At 67.6% G+C, this 14,516-nt stretch carries 18 protein-coding genes; 1 reads left to right on the forward strand and 17 read right to left on the reverse strand.

The annotated features are described in order from the left end of the window. The 11 genes from rplB to QHG49_RS14685 all read right to left on the reverse strand — a co-directional run bounded on the left by rplB (position 1) and on the right by QHG49_RS14685 (position 8,131). Positions 1-837 (reverse strand): 50S ribosomal protein L2, encoded by an 837-nt coding sequence (gene rplB / locus QHG49_RS14635; protein WP_030811669.1) that lies wholly within the window; start codon positions 835-837, stop codon positions 1-3. Between the two features lie 40 nt (positions 838-877). Continuing rightward, positions 878-1,297, reverse strand: coding sequence for a 50S ribosomal protein L23 (gene rplW, locus QHG49_RS14640; protein WP_145482819.1), 420 nt, complete (start codon positions 1,295-1,297; stop codon positions 878-880). Next, a complete protein-coding gene (gene rplD, locus QHG49_RS14645) occupies positions 1,297-1,947 on the reverse strand; it encodes a 50S ribosomal protein L4 (RefSeq protein ID WP_128791312.1) in 651 nt (216 codons plus the stop codon). The genes rplW and rplD overlap by 1 nt, the downstream gene beginning before the upstream one ends. 8 nt (positions 1,948-1,955) lie before the next feature. Continuing rightward, the gene (rplC, locus tag QHG49_RS14650) at positions 1,956-2,600 is read right to left on the reverse strand and encodes a 50S ribosomal protein L3 (protein ID WP_005481233.1); all 645 of its coding nucleotides are present in this window, start codon (positions 2,598-2,600) and stop codon (positions 1,956-1,958) included. A gap of 17 nt (positions 2,601-2,617) precedes the next feature. After that, positions 2,618-2,926, reverse strand: a complete 309-nt coding sequence (gene rpsJ / locus QHG49_RS14655) for a 30S ribosomal protein S10 (RefSeq protein WP_003948644.1) — start codon at positions 2,924-2,926, stop codon at positions 2,618-2,620. 262 nt (positions 2,927-3,188) lie between these two features. Beyond that, complete coding sequence (locus tag QHG49_RS14660; protein WP_301489997.1) at positions 3,189-4,034, reverse strand: hypothetical protein; 846 nt, start codon at positions 4,032-4,034, stop codon at positions 3,189-3,191. 106 nt (positions 4,035-4,140) lie between these two features. Then, positions 4,141-4,602: a hypothetical protein gene (locus tag QHG49_RS14665; protein ID WP_244319772.1), complete on the reverse strand. Its 462-nt coding sequence runs from the start codon at positions 4,600-4,602 to the stop codon at positions 4,141-4,143. Positions 4,603-4,696: 94 nt separating this feature from the next. Beyond that, on the reverse strand, positions 4,697-6,520 hold the full coding sequence (locus QHG49_RS14670) for an alpha/beta hydrolase (RefSeq protein ID WP_301489998.1): 1,824 nt from the start codon (positions 6,518-6,520) through the stop codon (positions 4,697-4,699). A 7-nt stretch (positions 6,521-6,527) separates the two neighbouring features. Beyond that, positions 6,528-6,971 carry a hypothetical protein gene (locus QHG49_RS14675; RefSeq protein WP_159704160.1) on the reverse strand — a complete coding sequence of 148 codons (444 nt, stop codon included), beginning with the start codon at positions 6,969-6,971 and terminating at the stop codon, positions 6,528-6,530. Between the two features lie 126 nt (positions 6,972-7,097). Then, a complete protein-coding gene (locus QHG49_RS14680) occupies positions 7,098-7,289 on the reverse strand; it encodes a DUF397 domain-containing protein (protein WP_159704157.1) in 192 nt (63 codons plus the stop codon). Further along, a complete protein-coding gene (locus tag QHG49_RS14685) occupies positions 7,286-8,131 on the reverse strand; it encodes a helix-turn-helix transcriptional regulator (protein ID WP_159704154.1) in 846 nt (281 codons plus the stop codon). Before QHG49_RS14685 ends, QHG49_RS14680 begins: the two co-directional genes overlap by 4 nt. A gap of 142 nt (positions 8,132-8,273) precedes the next feature. Here QHG49_RS14685 and QHG49_RS14690 point away from each other — a divergent pair, with 142 nt between their 5' ends. After that, positions 8,274-8,708 carry an ATP-binding protein gene (locus QHG49_RS14690; RefSeq protein ID WP_159704151.1) on the forward strand — a complete coding sequence of 145 codons (435 nt, stop codon included), beginning with the start codon at positions 8,274-8,276 and terminating at the stop codon, positions 8,706-8,708. Positions 8,709-8,721: 13 nt separating this feature from the next. On the opposite strand, the gene QHG49_RS14695 is transcribed toward QHG49_RS14690, so the two are convergent. The 6 genes from QHG49_RS14695 to rpsL form a co-directional block, all read right to left on the reverse strand. Continuing rightward, the gene (locus QHG49_RS14695) at positions 8,722-9,366 is read right to left on the reverse strand and encodes a serine/arginine repetitive matrix protein 2 (protein ID WP_301489999.1); all 645 of its coding nucleotides are present in this window, start codon (positions 9,364-9,366) and stop codon (positions 8,722-8,724) included. A 271-nt stretch (positions 9,367-9,637) separates the two neighbouring features. Then, complete coding sequence (locus QHG49_RS14700; protein WP_301490000.1) at positions 9,638-9,883, reverse strand: hypothetical protein; 246 nt, start codon at positions 9,881-9,883, stop codon at positions 9,638-9,640. A gap of 88 nt (positions 9,884-9,971) precedes the next feature. Continuing rightward, the gene (gene tuf, locus QHG49_RS14705; protein WP_037657541.1) at positions 9,972-11,165 is read right to left on the reverse strand and encodes an elongation factor Tu; all 1,194 of its coding nucleotides are present in this window, start codon (positions 11,163-11,165) and stop codon (positions 9,972-9,974) included. A gap of 155 nt (positions 11,166-11,320) precedes the next feature. Beyond that, on the reverse strand, positions 11,321-13,447 hold the full coding sequence (fusA, locus tag QHG49_RS14710) for an elongation factor G (RefSeq protein ID WP_111586070.1): 2,127 nt from the start codon (positions 13,445-13,447) through the stop codon (positions 11,321-11,323). Positions 13,448-13,486: 39 nt separating this feature from the next. Then, positions 13,487-13,957 (reverse strand): 30S ribosomal protein S7, encoded by a 471-nt coding sequence (gene rpsG, locus QHG49_RS14715; RefSeq protein WP_003992340.1) that lies wholly within the window; start codon positions 13,955-13,957, stop codon positions 13,487-13,489. A gap of 2 nt (positions 13,958-13,959) precedes the next feature. Then, complete coding sequence (gene rpsL, locus QHG49_RS14720) at positions 13,960-14,331, reverse strand: 30S ribosomal protein S12 (RefSeq protein ID WP_003948652.1); 372 nt, start codon at positions 14,329-14,331, stop codon at positions 13,960-13,962. Positions 14,332-14,516: the final 185 nt, after the last annotated feature.

Raw genomic sequence — 14,516 nt, forward strand, 5'->3', positions numbered from 1 at the left:
TTAGCGCTTCTTGTTCGTCTTGCGGCGGCGGACGATGTACTTGTTCGACGCCTTCTTGGGCGAACGAGTACGGCCTTCCTTCTTGCCCCACGGGGACACGGGGTGACGGCCACCGGAGGTCCGGCCCTCGCCACCACCGTGCGGGTGGTCGACCGGGTTCATGACGACACCACGGACGGTCGGGCGAACGCCCAGCCACCGCTTACGGCCGGCCTTGCCCCAGTTGATGTTGCTCTGCTCGGCGTTGCCGACCTCACCGACGGTGGCGCGGCAGCGGACGTCGACCAGGCGGATCTCGCCGGACGGCATGCGCAGGTGGGCCATGGAGCCCTCCTTCGCGAGCAGCTGCACGGAGGCACCGGCGGAACGGGCGAACTTGGCACCGCCACCGGGACGGAGCTCGATCGCGTGGATCGTGGTACCGACCGGGATGTTGCGGAGGGCCAGGTTGTTGCCCGGCTTGATGTCGGCCCCGGGACCGTTCTCGACGCGGTCACCCTGCTGCAGGTTGCGCGGGGCGAGGATGTAGCGCTTCTCGCCGTCGGCGTAGTGCAGCAGCGCGATGCGCGCGGTGCGGTTGGGGTCGTACTCGATGTGCGCGACCTTCGCCGGCACGCCGTCCTTGTCGTGACGACGGAAGTCGATCACACGGTAGGCGCGCTTGTGTCCGCCACCCTGGTGGCGAACGGTCACACGACCGGCGTTGTTACGGCCGCCCTTGCTGTGCAGGGGACGGACCAGCGACTTCTCCGGCGTGGACCGCGTGACCTCGACGAAGTCGGCGACGCTGGCGCCACGACGGCCCGGCGTAGTCGGCTTGTACTTGCGGATTCCCATTTCTCAGTCCTCGTCCGATATCGGACGATCCGGACCGCCCTCAGGCGGTCGGACCGCCGAAGATGTCGATACGGTCGCCCTCGGCGAGGGTCACGATCGCGCGCTTGGTGGCGGCACGCTGACCGAAGCCGGTCTTCGTGCGCTTGCGCTTGCCCTGGCGGTTGATCGTGTTGACCCCGGTGACCTTGACGTCGAAGACCGCCTGGACGGCCTGCTTGATCTGGGTCTTGTTGGCGTTCGGGTCGACGATGAACGTGTACTTGTTGTCGTCGAGGAGCGCGTAGCTCTTCTCCGAGACGACCGGCTTCAGCAGGACGTCACGGGGGTCCGTGTACGACTTGCTCAGCGGCGTCTCGACGGTGTTCTTGCCCTCGGCGGCGTGGCGACGCGCCTTGGCGACGCGCGCGGCCTTGGCGGCCTTGGCGGCCTTCGAGGCAATAGCGGGGTGACGGATAGCCATCAGGCCTCGCTCCCTTCGGTGTCAGCGGCCTTGGGGCCAGACACGAAGGACTCGAAAGCGGCCTGGGTGAAGACCACGTCGTCCGAGACGAGAACGTCGTACGTGTTCAGCTGGCCCGGCTCCAGGATGTGGACCTGGGGCAGGTTGCGGGCGGACAGCCACGCGGCCTCGTCGGAGCGGTCGGCGACCAGGAGCAGGTTCTTGCGCTCCGAGATCTTGCCGAGCAGGCTCTTCGCGGCCTTGGTGGAGACCTGGCCCTCGACCACGCCGGCGACGACGTGGATGCGGTTGTGACGCGCCCGGTCGGTGAGGGCACCGCGCAGGGCGGCGGCCTTCATCTTCTTCGGGGTGCGCTGCGAGTAGTCACGCGGCACGGGACCGTGCACGACGCCACCACCGGCGAACTGCGGCGCGCGGGTCGAACCCTGGCGGGCGCGACCGGTGCCCTTCTGGCGGTACGGCTTCTTGCCACCGCCGCGGACCTCGCCACGCGTCTTGGTCTTGTGCGTGCCCTGACGGGCCGCGGCCAGCTGCGCGACGACGACCTGGTGGATCAGCGGGACGCTGACCTTGGCGTCGAAGATCTCCGCGGGGAGCTCGACGGAACCGGCCTTCTCGCCCGCCGGCGAAAGGATGTCAACAGTGCTCATCGGTTACCTCAGGCCCCCTTGGCCGCGGTGCGGACCAGGACGAGGCCGCCGTTCGGACCGGGAACCGCGCCCTTGATGAGCAGCAGACCCTTCTCCGCGTCAACGGCGTGGACGGTCAGGTTCTGGGTGGTGACCCGCTCGTTGCCCATACGACCCGCCATGCGGAGGCCCTTGAACACGCGGCCCGGGGTGGCGCAGCCACCGATGGAACCGGGCGAGCGGTGCTTGCGCTGGGTGCCGTGTCCGGCGCCGAGGCCCTTGAAGTTGTGACGCTTCATGACACCGGCGAAGCCCTTGCCCTTGCTCTTGCCGGTCACGTCCACCTTGACGCCCGCCTCGAAGACCTCTGCGGAGATCTCCTGGCCCAGCGTGTACTCGGAGGCGTCCGCGGTGCGGATCTCGACGAGGTGGCGGCGGGGGGTGACGTCGGCCTTGGCGAAGTGGCCCTTGAGGGGCTTGTTCACCTTGCGCGGGTCGATCTCGCCGAACGCGATCTGGACGGACTCGTAGCCGTCGACGTCGTTCGTGCGGACCTGGGTGACGACGTTGGGGCCGGCCTTGACGACGGTGACCGGGACGACGCGGTTGTTCTCGTCCCACACCTGCGTCATGCCGAGCTTCTCGCCCAGGATGCCCTTGATCTGCTTAGCCATTCTCAGATCACCAGCCCTCAGAGCTTGATCTCGATGTCGACACCGGCCGGGAGGTCGAGTCGCATCAGAGAGTCAACGGTCTTGGGGGTCGGGTCGAGGATGTCGATCAGGCGCTTGTGCGTGCGCATCTCGAAGTGCTCGCGCGAGTCCTTGTACTTGTGCGGCGACTTGATGACGCAGTACACGTTCTTCTCAGTGGGCAGCGGCACCGGGCCCGCGACCGACGCACCAGTGCGGGTCACCGTCTCGACGATCTTCTTCGCCGAGGAGTCGATGACCTCGTGGTCGTAGGCCTTGAGCCGGATGCGGATCTTCTGTCCCGCCATGGCTACTCAGTAGTCCTGTCTCTTCTAACGCTCTGGGACCCGGTGGTTTCCGGTACCCGCTTTCTCCGACCCACGCGGTCGGGCGTGTCGCGCTTCCGCTGACATGAATGTCCCTTGTCCGAACATCCCTGCCGGGAAATGCACACGGCCCTTCCGGAAACCGCGGACCGGGGACCTCGGGTCCACCGGGCGCCTGGCCGGTGTCGCGCCCACACTTCCCGGAAGATTCCCGTACGTCCGCCCCAGTGCTGCCCGAGGGCAGTTAGGGCGACGAGTACTGTGGGACTCGCTTCCGGTCCTCCCGGCGGGAGGCGCGCAGCATCAACACTCGACCGAGCAACTCGGACAGTCTGCCATACGGGCGGGGGGCTCCGCCAATCGAGCCGAAGAGATTACCCCGGGAGTGACGTAGGTCAAACCGATGCCGTCCCCGGGGCGCGCCGCGTGATCTCGGGGGGGCAACGCGGGTGTGGTCATCGCCACACGAAGCACCCCGTCTGCCGTCGGCGCGAGCCACCAGGCCCTGGAAATTCGCCCGTGCCCGTGTCAGCACCTGAGCAGTGGCGTCCTCGGTGAGCGGCTCGGTCGACCAGGAGTGGTGGGCGTATCGCTCCTCGCCCTCCTGATAGGTGGCGAGGCGGTAGGCCTGCTCGTCACTGGTGGTCCGACGGAACGAGGAGGAGGCGGCCGTGCCTGAGCCGTCCGCGTTGAAGCACGGGGACGTGACGGTGATGGCGGCGAGCCCCTCGCCCCTGGCCTTGTCGACGACGCCGGTGAGCGCGGTCATCCAGAAGTCGTCGGGAACCGTGCGCATGTTCACCGTAGGGAAGGGGTCCGACCAGTCGGCGTCCGAGCTCTGGAACGTGTAGCCGCGCCGCACCCAGGCGTCCCTGGCCTGGCGCACCAGCTTCTTCGCCTCGGTGCCCGGAACCCCCGTGAGCTGGTACGAGAGCGTGACCTGCCGACGCTCCCCGGCACTGTGATCGTCGGCCAGGCAGGCACCGACGGGGTTCAGCCCGGTGCGCTTGAGGGTCGGCTTGGGGGACATGCCGTCCACCGCCTGGTGGACGATGTCCTCGGCGCGCTCGGTTGCCTGCTGCTCGTTCATGGTGACCCGCGGCTGCCCTGTCCCGCCGCCGGAGCAGCCCGTCGACGCGACGGACGCGGTGAGGACGGCGAGGACCGTCGCCGTCCCGATCCGACGGGTGCGCCGCTCAGAAATGTTCGACCTCCTGGCCGTCCGGGACCTTGTAGCAGCCGGAGACGACATGGAGGCTCAGCTTCGGCGGGTCGTTCTTGGCCATCTGGACGATGTTGACGCCGGCCTTCCGCTGATCGTTGTCGGCGGTCAGGTTGACGTTCCTGTTCCTGCTGGTGTCCGGCCCGTACGTGACGATCTTCCAGCCGTGCCGGGGCAGCTCGGTCCTGAGCCGTTCCATCGCCACATCGAGGTCCTTCGCCGACGCCGGGTAGAAGCTCCACCAGTGGAAGATCCGGAAGTAGGTCTTCGTGTCCTTGCCCGGACATTCGGCGACGAACGGATGACTGTCCGAGGTCTTCCCCTTGACGCCGATCAGGTCGTAGATGCCGCTGGACAGCTTCACCATCGCGTCGGAGGCTTCACGCGAGGTGCTCGTACCGGCGGACGGAGTCGTGCCGGAGTCTTTGTCGGTCATGCCGCATCCAGTGAGGGTGGTCATTACAAGGGGCAGGGCGAGCACACAGGCGCTCAGTCTGGTCTTCACGTCGGCGAGCCTTACGTCGTCGTAGCTACTTCACATGCGCCCACTCGTTCGGCGGCGGCTTCAGCGCCACGTCGTCGCCCTTCCCGACGACGACCAGGGCCTGGTTCTTCAGGCTCTGCGAGGGCCCGTGGGACGTCTCGTCCCAGTAGCCGCTGTGCCCTTCGGTGTCCGTGGTCATCTGGTTGGCGCCGAAGTGCGGATCACTGGGGATGATGAAGCCGTCCCCGCCGTGCCCCCAGCGGCCGATGTCCGGGACCAGGTCTCCGTCGGCCTCCTCGTTCCACACATGCCCCTTGGGCACGTCCAGCTCGTCGGCATCGGACACCTTGACCCCGGGACTGCCCGCGAAGACGAGGTCGTCGGCGCTGACATGCCCCTTCTGGGCCGCGGCGCCGACGAGCGTCGTCCCGTACGAGTGGGCGATGACCGTACGGTGCGGATCCGTGTCCCCGGTGTGGGAGGTGTCGAGCCCGGCGAGGAACGTGTCGAACGCCGGCGCCCCGTCGTACGCGTAGTGCTCGAACGGCGCGTCCTTCCAGACGCTGTCCGGCGCGTCGTAGCCGAGCCAGGTGATCGTGGAGACGGACTTCCCGTCGGCCTCGTCGCTGGCCGCGTGCCAGACCTTGGTCATCCGGTCGATGCCTCCGCCGATGTTCCCCAGCTCCGACCCTGTACCGGGCACATAGACCGCCTGGTGGTCCGCGGTGTCCGGGTTGCCGTTGGCGATGATGGCGCGGCCGTCCCCGTCCGTGCTGAATCCCAGCAGGTACGCCTCGGGCAGCCCGTTCACTCCCGTCGCGTCGAAACGTGTCTGGATCGCGTCCATGCCATCGAGGGACTTGCGCGCGTTCTTCCGCGCCTCCTCCCAGTCCTTCCACTCCTGGCTCTCGACGCTGAGGCCCTTCGGCATGGACCCGGTGTACGGGTCGATATAGGGCTGATACCGCTCGGGCTCGGGGTGCTCCTTCAGCCAGGTGTCGTAATGCAGTCGAGCCTTCGCATGCGCCTCGTCGAGCACGGTGCGGTTGGCCTGGTCCCGTGCGGTGGCGGGAAGCCCGTCGAGCGCGCCGACCGAGTCGGGGCGCACGGCCAGGTAGTCCGATCGCTGCTCGTCGGTGAGGCCCTTCCACCAGGCGGCGTTGTCCTTCGGACTCTCGTTCTTGGGCGGCTGGGGCAGGGAGCCGAAATAGTCCTTGCCCGCGTCGCGTACCCCGTCCGTGTCCGACTTGACGTCGGTCCAGTCCTTGTCGGAGACCACCAGGTCGTCGTCGGCCTTCAGGGCACGCAGCTTCGGGGCCCACTTGGTGTCGGCCTCCGTGGCCTCTTTCAGGGCGTCGCCGACGCGGTCGGCGAAACCGACGGCCTTGCCGAAATTCGGGTTCGGATGCATATGGACGGCCTGGCGCTCCAGCGCGGCCGACGTCGGGTCCGTCGGACTGGTGCTCACCCGCACCGTGCCGCCCTCCGGCACCTTGCCGTCGACCTCCTCGCCCCCGGCCGGGAAGGTCACCGAGCCGTCCGCGCCGACCGTGCAGCCCGCCGCCCGGGCGTCCTCCAGCGCGGCCTCCAGTTTCCGCTTGGCCGCGGTCATGTCGAAGGCGAAGCCGTCCAGCGCGGCGCTCGCCAGGGCGCACTCGGCCTCGGCATAGCGGAAGTCCTTGGACAGCTCCTTCAGTTCGCGCAGGGCGGCCTTCGCGGTCTCGCCGGAGAGCTGGTTGCGGATCCCCGCGGAGATCCGGCTGTCCAACGCCTCCCCGGCCTTGCCCGCCATCTCGCTCGTGGCGCGGTAGCCGTCGGCGGCGTCCTGGTACTCGGACGGCTTGAGGGCCTTCAACGCGGCAAGATCCATGACCCGCTCACTCGCCCTTCGCCCGGCCGCCGACGGCCTCGGTGTCCTGGTACTCCGTCTTGATCTTCTGCAAGCCGTCCCGGACATCCCCGTCGGTCATCGACAGATCGCGCCCCGCGCGCTCCAGCAGACCGCCCAGCTTCCCGCAGCGGCCGCTCACCTCACCGACGTACTTCTTCCAGGAGTCGTAGAGCTCCTTCTGCGCCGCGGCCGACTCGCACCCGGCGCCGTCCCCCAGCCCCGACTGCCCGTGCTCCAGCTTCCCCAGCGCCGTGCTCACATCGGTCCGCAGCCCCGTGACGTCGCCGCCGGCGGCCGACCAGATCTTCCGGTCCGACTTCAGCGGGTCCCCGTCACCACCGGCGTCCGGCACGTGGTTCAGCCGCATCCGAGCGGGACCGGAACGTGTGGCGGCATCCGCCTTCAGCTGCTCCCATTCGGCCCAGGACATGCCCGTGGTCCTCCCCCGCACCCCACCTTGTGAGCGGGGTATGAACTCCTTATGAGCCTCCTAAGTTAACAACGCGTCACTGACGCCACATCCGCCACGGGAACTAGGGCAGTTGAGTACCGGTACTCATTGCGTCCGGGCCGAGTACGTGACGAACGCGGTCCAGGTGCCGGGGGCGACGGTGAGGCAGGGGCCCTCGGTGTTCTTGGAGTCGCGGATGTGGATGGTGGTGGGGGTGGGGGCGAACTCGACGCAGTCGTTGATATCGCTGCTGTCGCTGTAGCTGCTCTTGAACCAGTGGAGTTCGGCGGTGCTCATAGTCTCCCCAGAGCTTGCTCGATGAAGGACTGCGACTCCCTCGGCGGGAGGGCCTGCGCCCGGATCATGCCATAGCGCAGCTCAAGGATGCGGAGGTCTTTGGGGCCTGAGACCGGGCGGCCGTTGAACGCGCCGCTCGAACGTCCGATCGCCGTTCCGTCGGCGAACTTCAGCACCTGGATCACGCCTGTCGCTCCGGCGTGTTCCTCTCGGTTGGTCGGCATGACCTGAAGCGTGACATTCCTCAACTGCGATACCTCCAAGAGGTGTTCGAGCTGCCGACGCAACACCATTTTCCCACCGTAGGGACGTTCGAGTGTCACCTGTTCCTGGACGAAGCTGAGAACCGGGGCCGGATCCCGGTCGAAGACGGACTTGCGCCCAACTCGCGCCGCGACACCCCGCTCGATCGCGTCCTTGGAGTAGGGGGGTTGCCACATCTCGAACAGCGCTCGCGCATACTCCGGCGTCTGCAACAGCCCGTGCAGGTTGTGGCTGCCGTACAGCAGCATCTCCACGGCACGCCCCTCCAGGTCCGCCAGCTCCCGGACCTTCTTCGGATACCGCGCCTTCCTCATGTCCTCCATGAAGGCCCGAAGATGCCCCTGCGCCTTCAGGAGCGTGTCTACCTTGTCGAGGAACTCCGGCCGAGGGATGCGCGCTCCCCGTTCGATCTTGCGGATCATGTCCTCGCCGTACCCCATGGCCTCGGCCAACTCGGGTACGGTCACCCCGGCCGCTTCCCGGCATACTTTGAGCAGGCGCCCCACCGCTTGCACGATCGACTCGATCTCGTCGCCCGGCTCGACGTCCCAACCCGCCTCGTCCACACCCTCGCTCACGGCTCCTCCTCCGGCGCGTGCTGGCTCGTACTCGTGACAACGCCCGAGACAGCCGAGACAGCCGAGACAAAGTCGAGACGGTCACCGTACGTACAGGCGCTATCGCTTACGTAGCGAACCACCCTCCGCCACGCTGAGTGACGTGAATCAGGAAACCGTCGCGGCTCCGGCCGAACTCCCCCGCCCCACCCGCCACTTCAGGCTGCTGCTGTCCCCCACCCCACGCGGCGCCCGGCTCGCCCGGCTGCTCTCCACGGAGCAGCTGCGCAGCTGGGGAATCCTCTCGGACGCGGCCGCGCACGTGATCGCCGAGCTGGCCGCGAACGCGGCGACCCATGGCCGGGTGCCGGGCCGGAACTTCCAGCTCACGCTGGACGTCGTCGGCGACACGCTCCGTATCGAGGTGACCGACACCCGCCGCGAACGCCTGCCCGAGGCCCGACACCCCGGCGCGGAGGAGGAGTCGGGGCGCGGGCTGATCATCGTGGAGGCGCTGGCCGACCGCTGGGGCGTGTCCTCGGACACCGTGCCGCGCAAGACCGTGTGGGCGGAGATCACCGTCCCGGCGGGTGACTGACTCGCCCGCGCCCTCAGACCCGCGGGCCCATCGGCGGCGGCCCCCACGCCGGTGGCATCGGCGGAGCCATGAGCCGGCGGCGGTGGCGGCCGCGGCGGATCGCGGTCACGACGCAGATGGCCGGGACCGCCAGGGCCGCCGTGAGGAAGCAGCCGACGGCCGCGAGGATGCCGACGGCCATGCCCCGCACCTGCGGCTTGTCGCCGAGGGCGAAGTCGGCGGCCGGGAGGTCCGAGGTGCAGACGACGGGGAAGTCGCCGGTGGTCTTCGGGGTGAACTCGAAGACTCGTTCCCAGGAGCGGGCGCCGAGGGTGATGCGGAAGGTGCCGGGCGGCTGGGTCAGGGAGTCGGCGAGCGTACGCGGGACGCGGCAGTCGACGTGGCCCGGCGCGGACCGGGAGACGTAGATCGCCCGGGTCCTGCCCCGCGTGAAGCTGAACGTGCGCTGCTCGCCGCCGGTGAACGTGTGCGCCGTGTCGACCGCGTGCACCGTGTCCTTGACCGCCAGCACGCCGAACGTGATGCCGGCGCCGGCCAGGACGAGGCCGAGCAGTGCCGCCACGACGTACCAGACGCGCCGGGGCCGCAGGGCCTTCGCAGGGGGCGGCGGGGCGCCGTGGCCGCCGTACGGTGCGCCCCAGGTATTGGGTATGGACATGACGCCGCATCGTAGAGGAGGGGGACGGGTGGACACCCGGGAGAAAGCCGTGGCGGCGGCCGGGCGGTGGCTGCGGACGACGGCGTACCCGGAGCGCGCGGAGTCCGCCGTGATGCAGCCGGAGACGGCCGCGTGGCACCCGTACGCCTTGGCGGTCCGCTTCGGCTTCCGGGAACACCTGGACACCGGGGGCCCATCTGGCGATGCGGGCGGGGCAGGCGCCGCGGGCGGACGATCCCTGGGTGCGCGGCGCCGCCTGGCTGCGGGACGTCTACGGCGGCCTGGTCGAGCCGGCCGTGCCGCCGAACCGGGAACCGGTGTACGAGACGGGCGCCGCCTGGCCGCCGGCCTGCCGGGCAGTCCCCCAGCCAGGTTTCCCCGAGGAGCCCATGCTCGCGGCCTCGGTCGTCATGTCGAAGGACGGCGGCACCCCTTCCACCTCTCCCCCGGCGCCCCGCTCGCCGACCTGGAGGCACCCGGCACGGCGGCCCGGCGCGCGGACGGGGGCGCTGGTCACGGGCGCAGGGTACGACGAAGAGGCCCGTACGACCGAAGTCGTACGGGCCTCTCCAAAGGTCAATCAGCGACCTTCAAGCAAGCGGAACTTACTTGACGATCTTGGTGACCTGGCCGGCGCCCACAGTGCGACCACCCTCACGGATGGCGAACTTCAGGCCCTCCTCCATGGCGACGGGCTGGATCAGCGAGACAGTCATCTCGGTGTTGTCGCCCGGCATGACCATCTCGGTGCCCTCGGGGAGGGTCACAACGCCCGTCACGTCCGTCGTACGGAAGTAGAACTGCGGACGGTAGTTGTTGAAGAACGGCGTGTGACGGCCGCCCTCGTCCTTGGACAGGATGTACGCCTGCGCCTCGAACTCGGTGTGCGGGGTGACCGAACCCGGCTTGATGATGACCTGGCCGCGCTCGACGTCCTCGCGCTTGATGCCGCGGAGCAGCAGACCGACGTTCTCACCGGCCTGGCCCTCGTCGAGCAGCTTGCGGAACATCTCGATACCGGTGACCGTGGTGGTGGTCTTCTCGGTCTTGATGCCGATGATGTCGACGGTCTCGTTGACCTTCAGGACACCACGCTCGATACGGCCGGTGACGACCGTACCGCGACCGGTGATCGTGAAGACGTCCTCGATCGGCATCAGGAACGGCTTGTCGACGTCGCGCTCCGGCTCCGGAATCGCGGTGTCGACGGCGTTCATGAGGTCCAGGACGGACTGGGTCCACTGCGCGTCGCCCTCAAGGGCCTTCAGCGCGGAGACACGGACGACCGGCAGGTCGTCGCCCGGGAACTCGTACTCCGAGAGAAGCTCACGGACCTCGAGCTCGACGAGCTCCATGATCTCCTCGTCGTCCACCATGTCGGCCTTGTTCAGGGCGACGACGATGTACGGAACGCCGACCTGGCGGGCCAGGAGCACGTGCTCCTTGGTCTGCGGCATCGGGCCGTCGGTGGCGGCGACCACCAGGATCGCGCCGTCCATCTGCGCGGCACCGGTGATCATGTTCTTGATGTAGTCCGCGTGACCCGGGCAGTCGACGTGGGCGTAGTGACGCGCCTCGGTCTGGTACTCGACGTGCGCGATGGAGATGGTGATACCGCGCTGACGCTCCTCGGGCGCCTTGTCGATGTTGTCGAACGGGGTGGCCTCGTTCAGCTCCGGGTACGCGTCGTGCAGCACCTTGGTAATGGCGGCCGTGAGGGTCGTCTTACCGTGGTCGATGTGACCGATGGTGCCGATGTTGACGTGCGGCTTAGTCCGCTCGAACTTCGCCTTCGCCACTGGGGTCCTCCTGTGGAGTGGTTCTGTACGCCTTACTTCATCGGCGCCAGGTGATCTTTGCTGGATAGCCCGGAACCCGGGGCATTCATCCTGGTATTCGGCTGAATGCCCCTTGAGGCTCCGGAGTCAAGCCTAAAGCGTGCGAACGCGGTGCGTTACTCGCCCTTGGCCTTCGCGATGATCTCCTCGGCGACGTTCCGCGGAACCTCGGCGTAGGAGTCGAACTGCATCGAGTAGCTTGCGCGACCCGACGTCTTGCTGCGGAGGTCGCCGACGTAGCCGAACATCTCCGAGAGGGGCACGAGGCCCTTCACGACGCGGGCACCAGCCCGCTCCTCCATGGCCTGGATCTGGCCACGGCGGGAGTTGATGTCGCCGATGACCTCACCCATGTAGTCCTCGGGCGTGGTGACCTCGACGGCCATCATCGGCTCGAGGAGCACGGGCGAAGCCTTGCGCGCGGCCTCCTTGAAGGCCTGCGAGCCGGCGATCTTGAAGGCGAGCTCGGAGGAGTCGACCTCGTGGTAGGCACCGTCGTGGAGGATGACACGGACACCGGTCATCTCGTAGCCGGCCAGGATGCCGAACTGCATGGCCTCCTGCGCACCGGCGTCGACCGAAGGGATGTACTCCTTCGGGATACGGCCACCGGTGACCTTGTTCACGAACTCGTACGAGGTGTCGCCACCCTCGAGCGGCTCGATGCCGATCTGCACCTTCGCGAACTGACCGGTACCACCGGTCTGCTTCTTGTGGGTGTAGTCGACGCGCTCGACGGCCTTGCGGATCGTCTCGCGGTACGCCACCTGCGGCTTGCCGACGTTGGCCTCGACCTTGAACTCACGGCGCATACGGTCGACCAGCACCTCGAGGTGCAGCTCGCCCATACCACCGATGATGGTCTGGCCGGTCTCCTCGTCCGAGTGGACCTGGAAGGACGGGTCCTCCTCGGCCAGGCGCTGGATCGCGACGCCGAGCTTCTCCTGGTCGCCCTTCGACTTGGGCTCGATGGCGACCTGGATGACCGGCGCCGGGAAGTCCATGGACTCCAGGATGACCGGGTTCTTGTCGTCGGACAGCGTCTCACCGGTGGTGGTCTGCTTCAGGCCCATGACGGCGACGATGTCACCGGCGCCCACCGACTCGATCTCCTCACGCTTGTTGGCGTGCATGCGGTAGATCTTGCCGATGCGCTCCTTCTTGCCCTTGACGGAGTTCAGCACCGAAGAGCCGGACTCCAGGCGGCCCGAGTAAACCCGGACGAAGGTGAGCTTGCCGAGGTGCGGGTCGCTCATGATCTTGAACGCCAGCGCGGACAGCGGCTCGTCGTCGGACGGCCTGCGCTTGACGACGACCTCGGGGTCCTTGACGTCGTGGCCCTCGATGGCCTCGATGTCGACCGGCGAGGGCAGGTAGCGCACGACCGCGTCGAGCAGGGGCTGGACGCCCTTGTTCTTGAACGCGGTGCCACAGAACACCGGGGTGACCGTGGTGCCCTCGCTCTTGCCGGACGCGATGGTGATACGACGGATCGCGGCGTACAGCTGCTCCACGGAAGGCTCCTCGCCCTCCAGGTACAGCTCCATGATCTCTTCGTCGTTCTCGGCCACGGCCTCCAGCAGCTTGCCGCGGTACTCCTCGGCAGCCTCGGTGTGCGTGTCCGGGATGTCGACGACGTCGTACATCTCGCCCTTGGTGGCCTCGGCGGACCACACGAAGGCCTTCATCGTCACCAGGTCGACGACGCCCTTGAAGTCCGCCTCGGCACCGATCGGCAGCTGCATGACCAGCGGCTGGGCGCCCAGGCGGTCGACGATCATGTCGACACAGCGGTGGAACTCGGCACCGGTGCGGTCGAGCTTGTTGACGAAGCAGATACGCGGAACGCCGTAGCGGTCCGCCTGACGCCACACCGTCTCGGACTGGGGCTCAACGCCGGCGACGCCGTCGAACACCGTCACGGCACCGTCGAGCACGCGCAGGGAGCGCTCCACCTCGACGGTGAAGTCGACGTGGCCCGGGGTGTCGATGATGTTGATGGTGTGGTCGACGTCTTCCAGCGGCCAGTGACAGGTGGTGGCAGCAGAGGTGATCGTGATGCCACGCTCCTGCTCCTGCTCCATCCAGTCCATGGTGGCAGCGCCGTCGTGGACCTCACCGATCTTGTAGGACACACCGGTGTAGAACAGGATCCGCTCGGTGGTGGTCGTCTTGCCCGCGTCGATGTGGGCCATGATCCCGATGTTGCGGACCTTGGCCAGGTCAAGTGAAGTGGTAGCCATAAGGCTTCAGTCTTCTCTCGGTCTCGATGTGGGTAGCGACTACCAGCGGTAGTGCGCGAAGGCCTTGTTGGACTCGGCCATCTTGTGGGTGTCCTCGCGCTTCTTCACAGCGGCGCCGAGGCCGTTGGACGCGTCGAGAAGCTCGTTGAGCAGGCGCTCGGTCATGGTCTTCTCGCGACGGGCGCGGGAGTAGCCGACGAGCCAGCGCAGCGCGAGCGTGTTGGCACGACCGGGCTTGACCTCGATCGGAACCTGGTACGTCGCACCACCGACACGGCGGGACTTGACCTCAAGGGTGGGCTTGATGTTCTCAAGCGCGCGCTTCAGCGTGATGATCGGGTCGTTGCCCGTCTTCTCACGCAGACCCTCCATGGCGCCGTACACGATGCGCTCGGCGGTGGAGCGCTTGCCGTTCAGCAGCACCTTGTTGATGAGGGAGGTCACCAGAGGAGAGCCGTACACCGGGTCGATGATGACCGGGCGCTTCGGGGCGGGGCCCTTACGAGGCATTCTTACTTCTCCTTCTTGGCGCCGTAGCGGCTGCGGGCCTGCTTGCGGTTCTTGACACCCTGGGTGTCGAGGGAGCCGCGGATGATCTTGTAGCGGACACCCGGCAGGTCCTTCACACGGCCGCCGCGCACGAGCACGATGGAGTGCTCCTGCAGGTTGTGGCCCTCACCCGGAATGTAAGCGGTGACCTCGATCCCACTGGTCAGACGCACACGCGCGACCTTACGCAGGGCCGAGTTCGGCTTCTTCGGGGTGGTCGTGAACACACGCGTGCAGACGCCACGACGCTGGGGCGAACCCTCGAGTGCGGGCGTCTTGTTCTTCTCGACCTTGTCCTGCCGGCCCTTACGGACCAGCTGCTGGATCGTAGGCACTACTTCTCCGGTTTCTGTGTGCCGAATAGGTAAAGCTAACCTGGAACGCCTCCGACCCACGCGGTCGGGTGTGTCGAATCCGCAAGGCTTCCCCCGCAAGGCGAGAAGGGCGCGAATCACGGTGGCCAGTTGTGGCTCGCCATACGGTTTCAAGGCACGCACAGCAGCCAGGGCACACCCCAGGC

The sequence above is a fragment of the Streptomyces sp. WP-1 genome (assembly GCF_030450125.1).
Lineage (GTDB): Bacteria > Actinomycetota > Actinomycetes > Streptomycetales > Streptomycetaceae > Streptomyces > Streptomyces incarnatus.

Coding starts and splice junctions, on each gene's coding strand:
- rplB (WP_030811669.1), bottom strand. CDS start 837: ATGGGAATCCGCAAGTACAAGCCGACTACGCCGGGCCGTCGTGGCGCC.
- rplW (WP_145482819.1), bottom strand. CDS start 1,297: ATGGCTATCCGTCACCCCGCTATTGCCTCGAAGGCCGCCAAGGCCGCC.
- rplD (WP_128791312.1), bottom strand. CDS start 1,947: ATGAGCACTGTTGACATCCTTTCGCCGGCGGGCGAGAAGGCCGGTTCC.
- rplC (WP_005481233.1), bottom strand. CDS start 2,600: ATGGCTAAGCAGATCAAGGGCATCCTGGGCGAGAAGCTCGGCATGACG.
- rpsJ (WP_003948644.1), bottom strand. CDS start 2,926: ATGGCGGGACAGAAGATCCGCATCCGGCTCAAGGCCTACGACCACGAG.
- QHG49_RS14660 (WP_301489997.1), bottom strand. CDS start 4,034: ATGAACGAGCAGCAGGCAACCGAGCGCGCCGAGGACATCGTCCACCAG.
- QHG49_RS14665 (WP_244319772.1), bottom strand. CDS start 4,602: ATGACCGACAAAGACTCCGGCACGACTCCGTCCGCCGGTACGAGCACC.
- QHG49_RS14670 (WP_301489998.1), bottom strand. CDS start 6,520: ATGGATCTTGCCGCGTTGAAGGCCCTCAAGCCGTCCGAGTACCAGGAC.
- QHG49_RS14675 (WP_159704160.1), bottom strand. CDS start 6,971: ATGTCCTGGGCCGAATGGGAGCAGCTGAAGGCGGATGCCGCCACACGT.
- QHG49_RS14680 (WP_159704157.1), bottom strand. CDS start 7,289: ATGAGCACCGCCGAACTCCACTGGTTCAAGAGCAGCTACAGCGACAGC.
- QHG49_RS14695 (WP_301489999.1), bottom strand. CDS start 9,366: ATGTCCATACCCAATACCTGGGGCGCACCGTACGGCGGCCACGGCGCC.
- fusA (WP_111586070.1), bottom strand. CDS start 13,447: ATGGCTACCACTTCACTTGACCTGGCCAAGGTCCGCAACATCGGGATC.
- rpsG (WP_003992340.1), bottom strand. CDS start 13,957: ATGCCTCGTAAGGGCCCCGCCCCGAAGCGCCCGGTCATCATCGACCCG.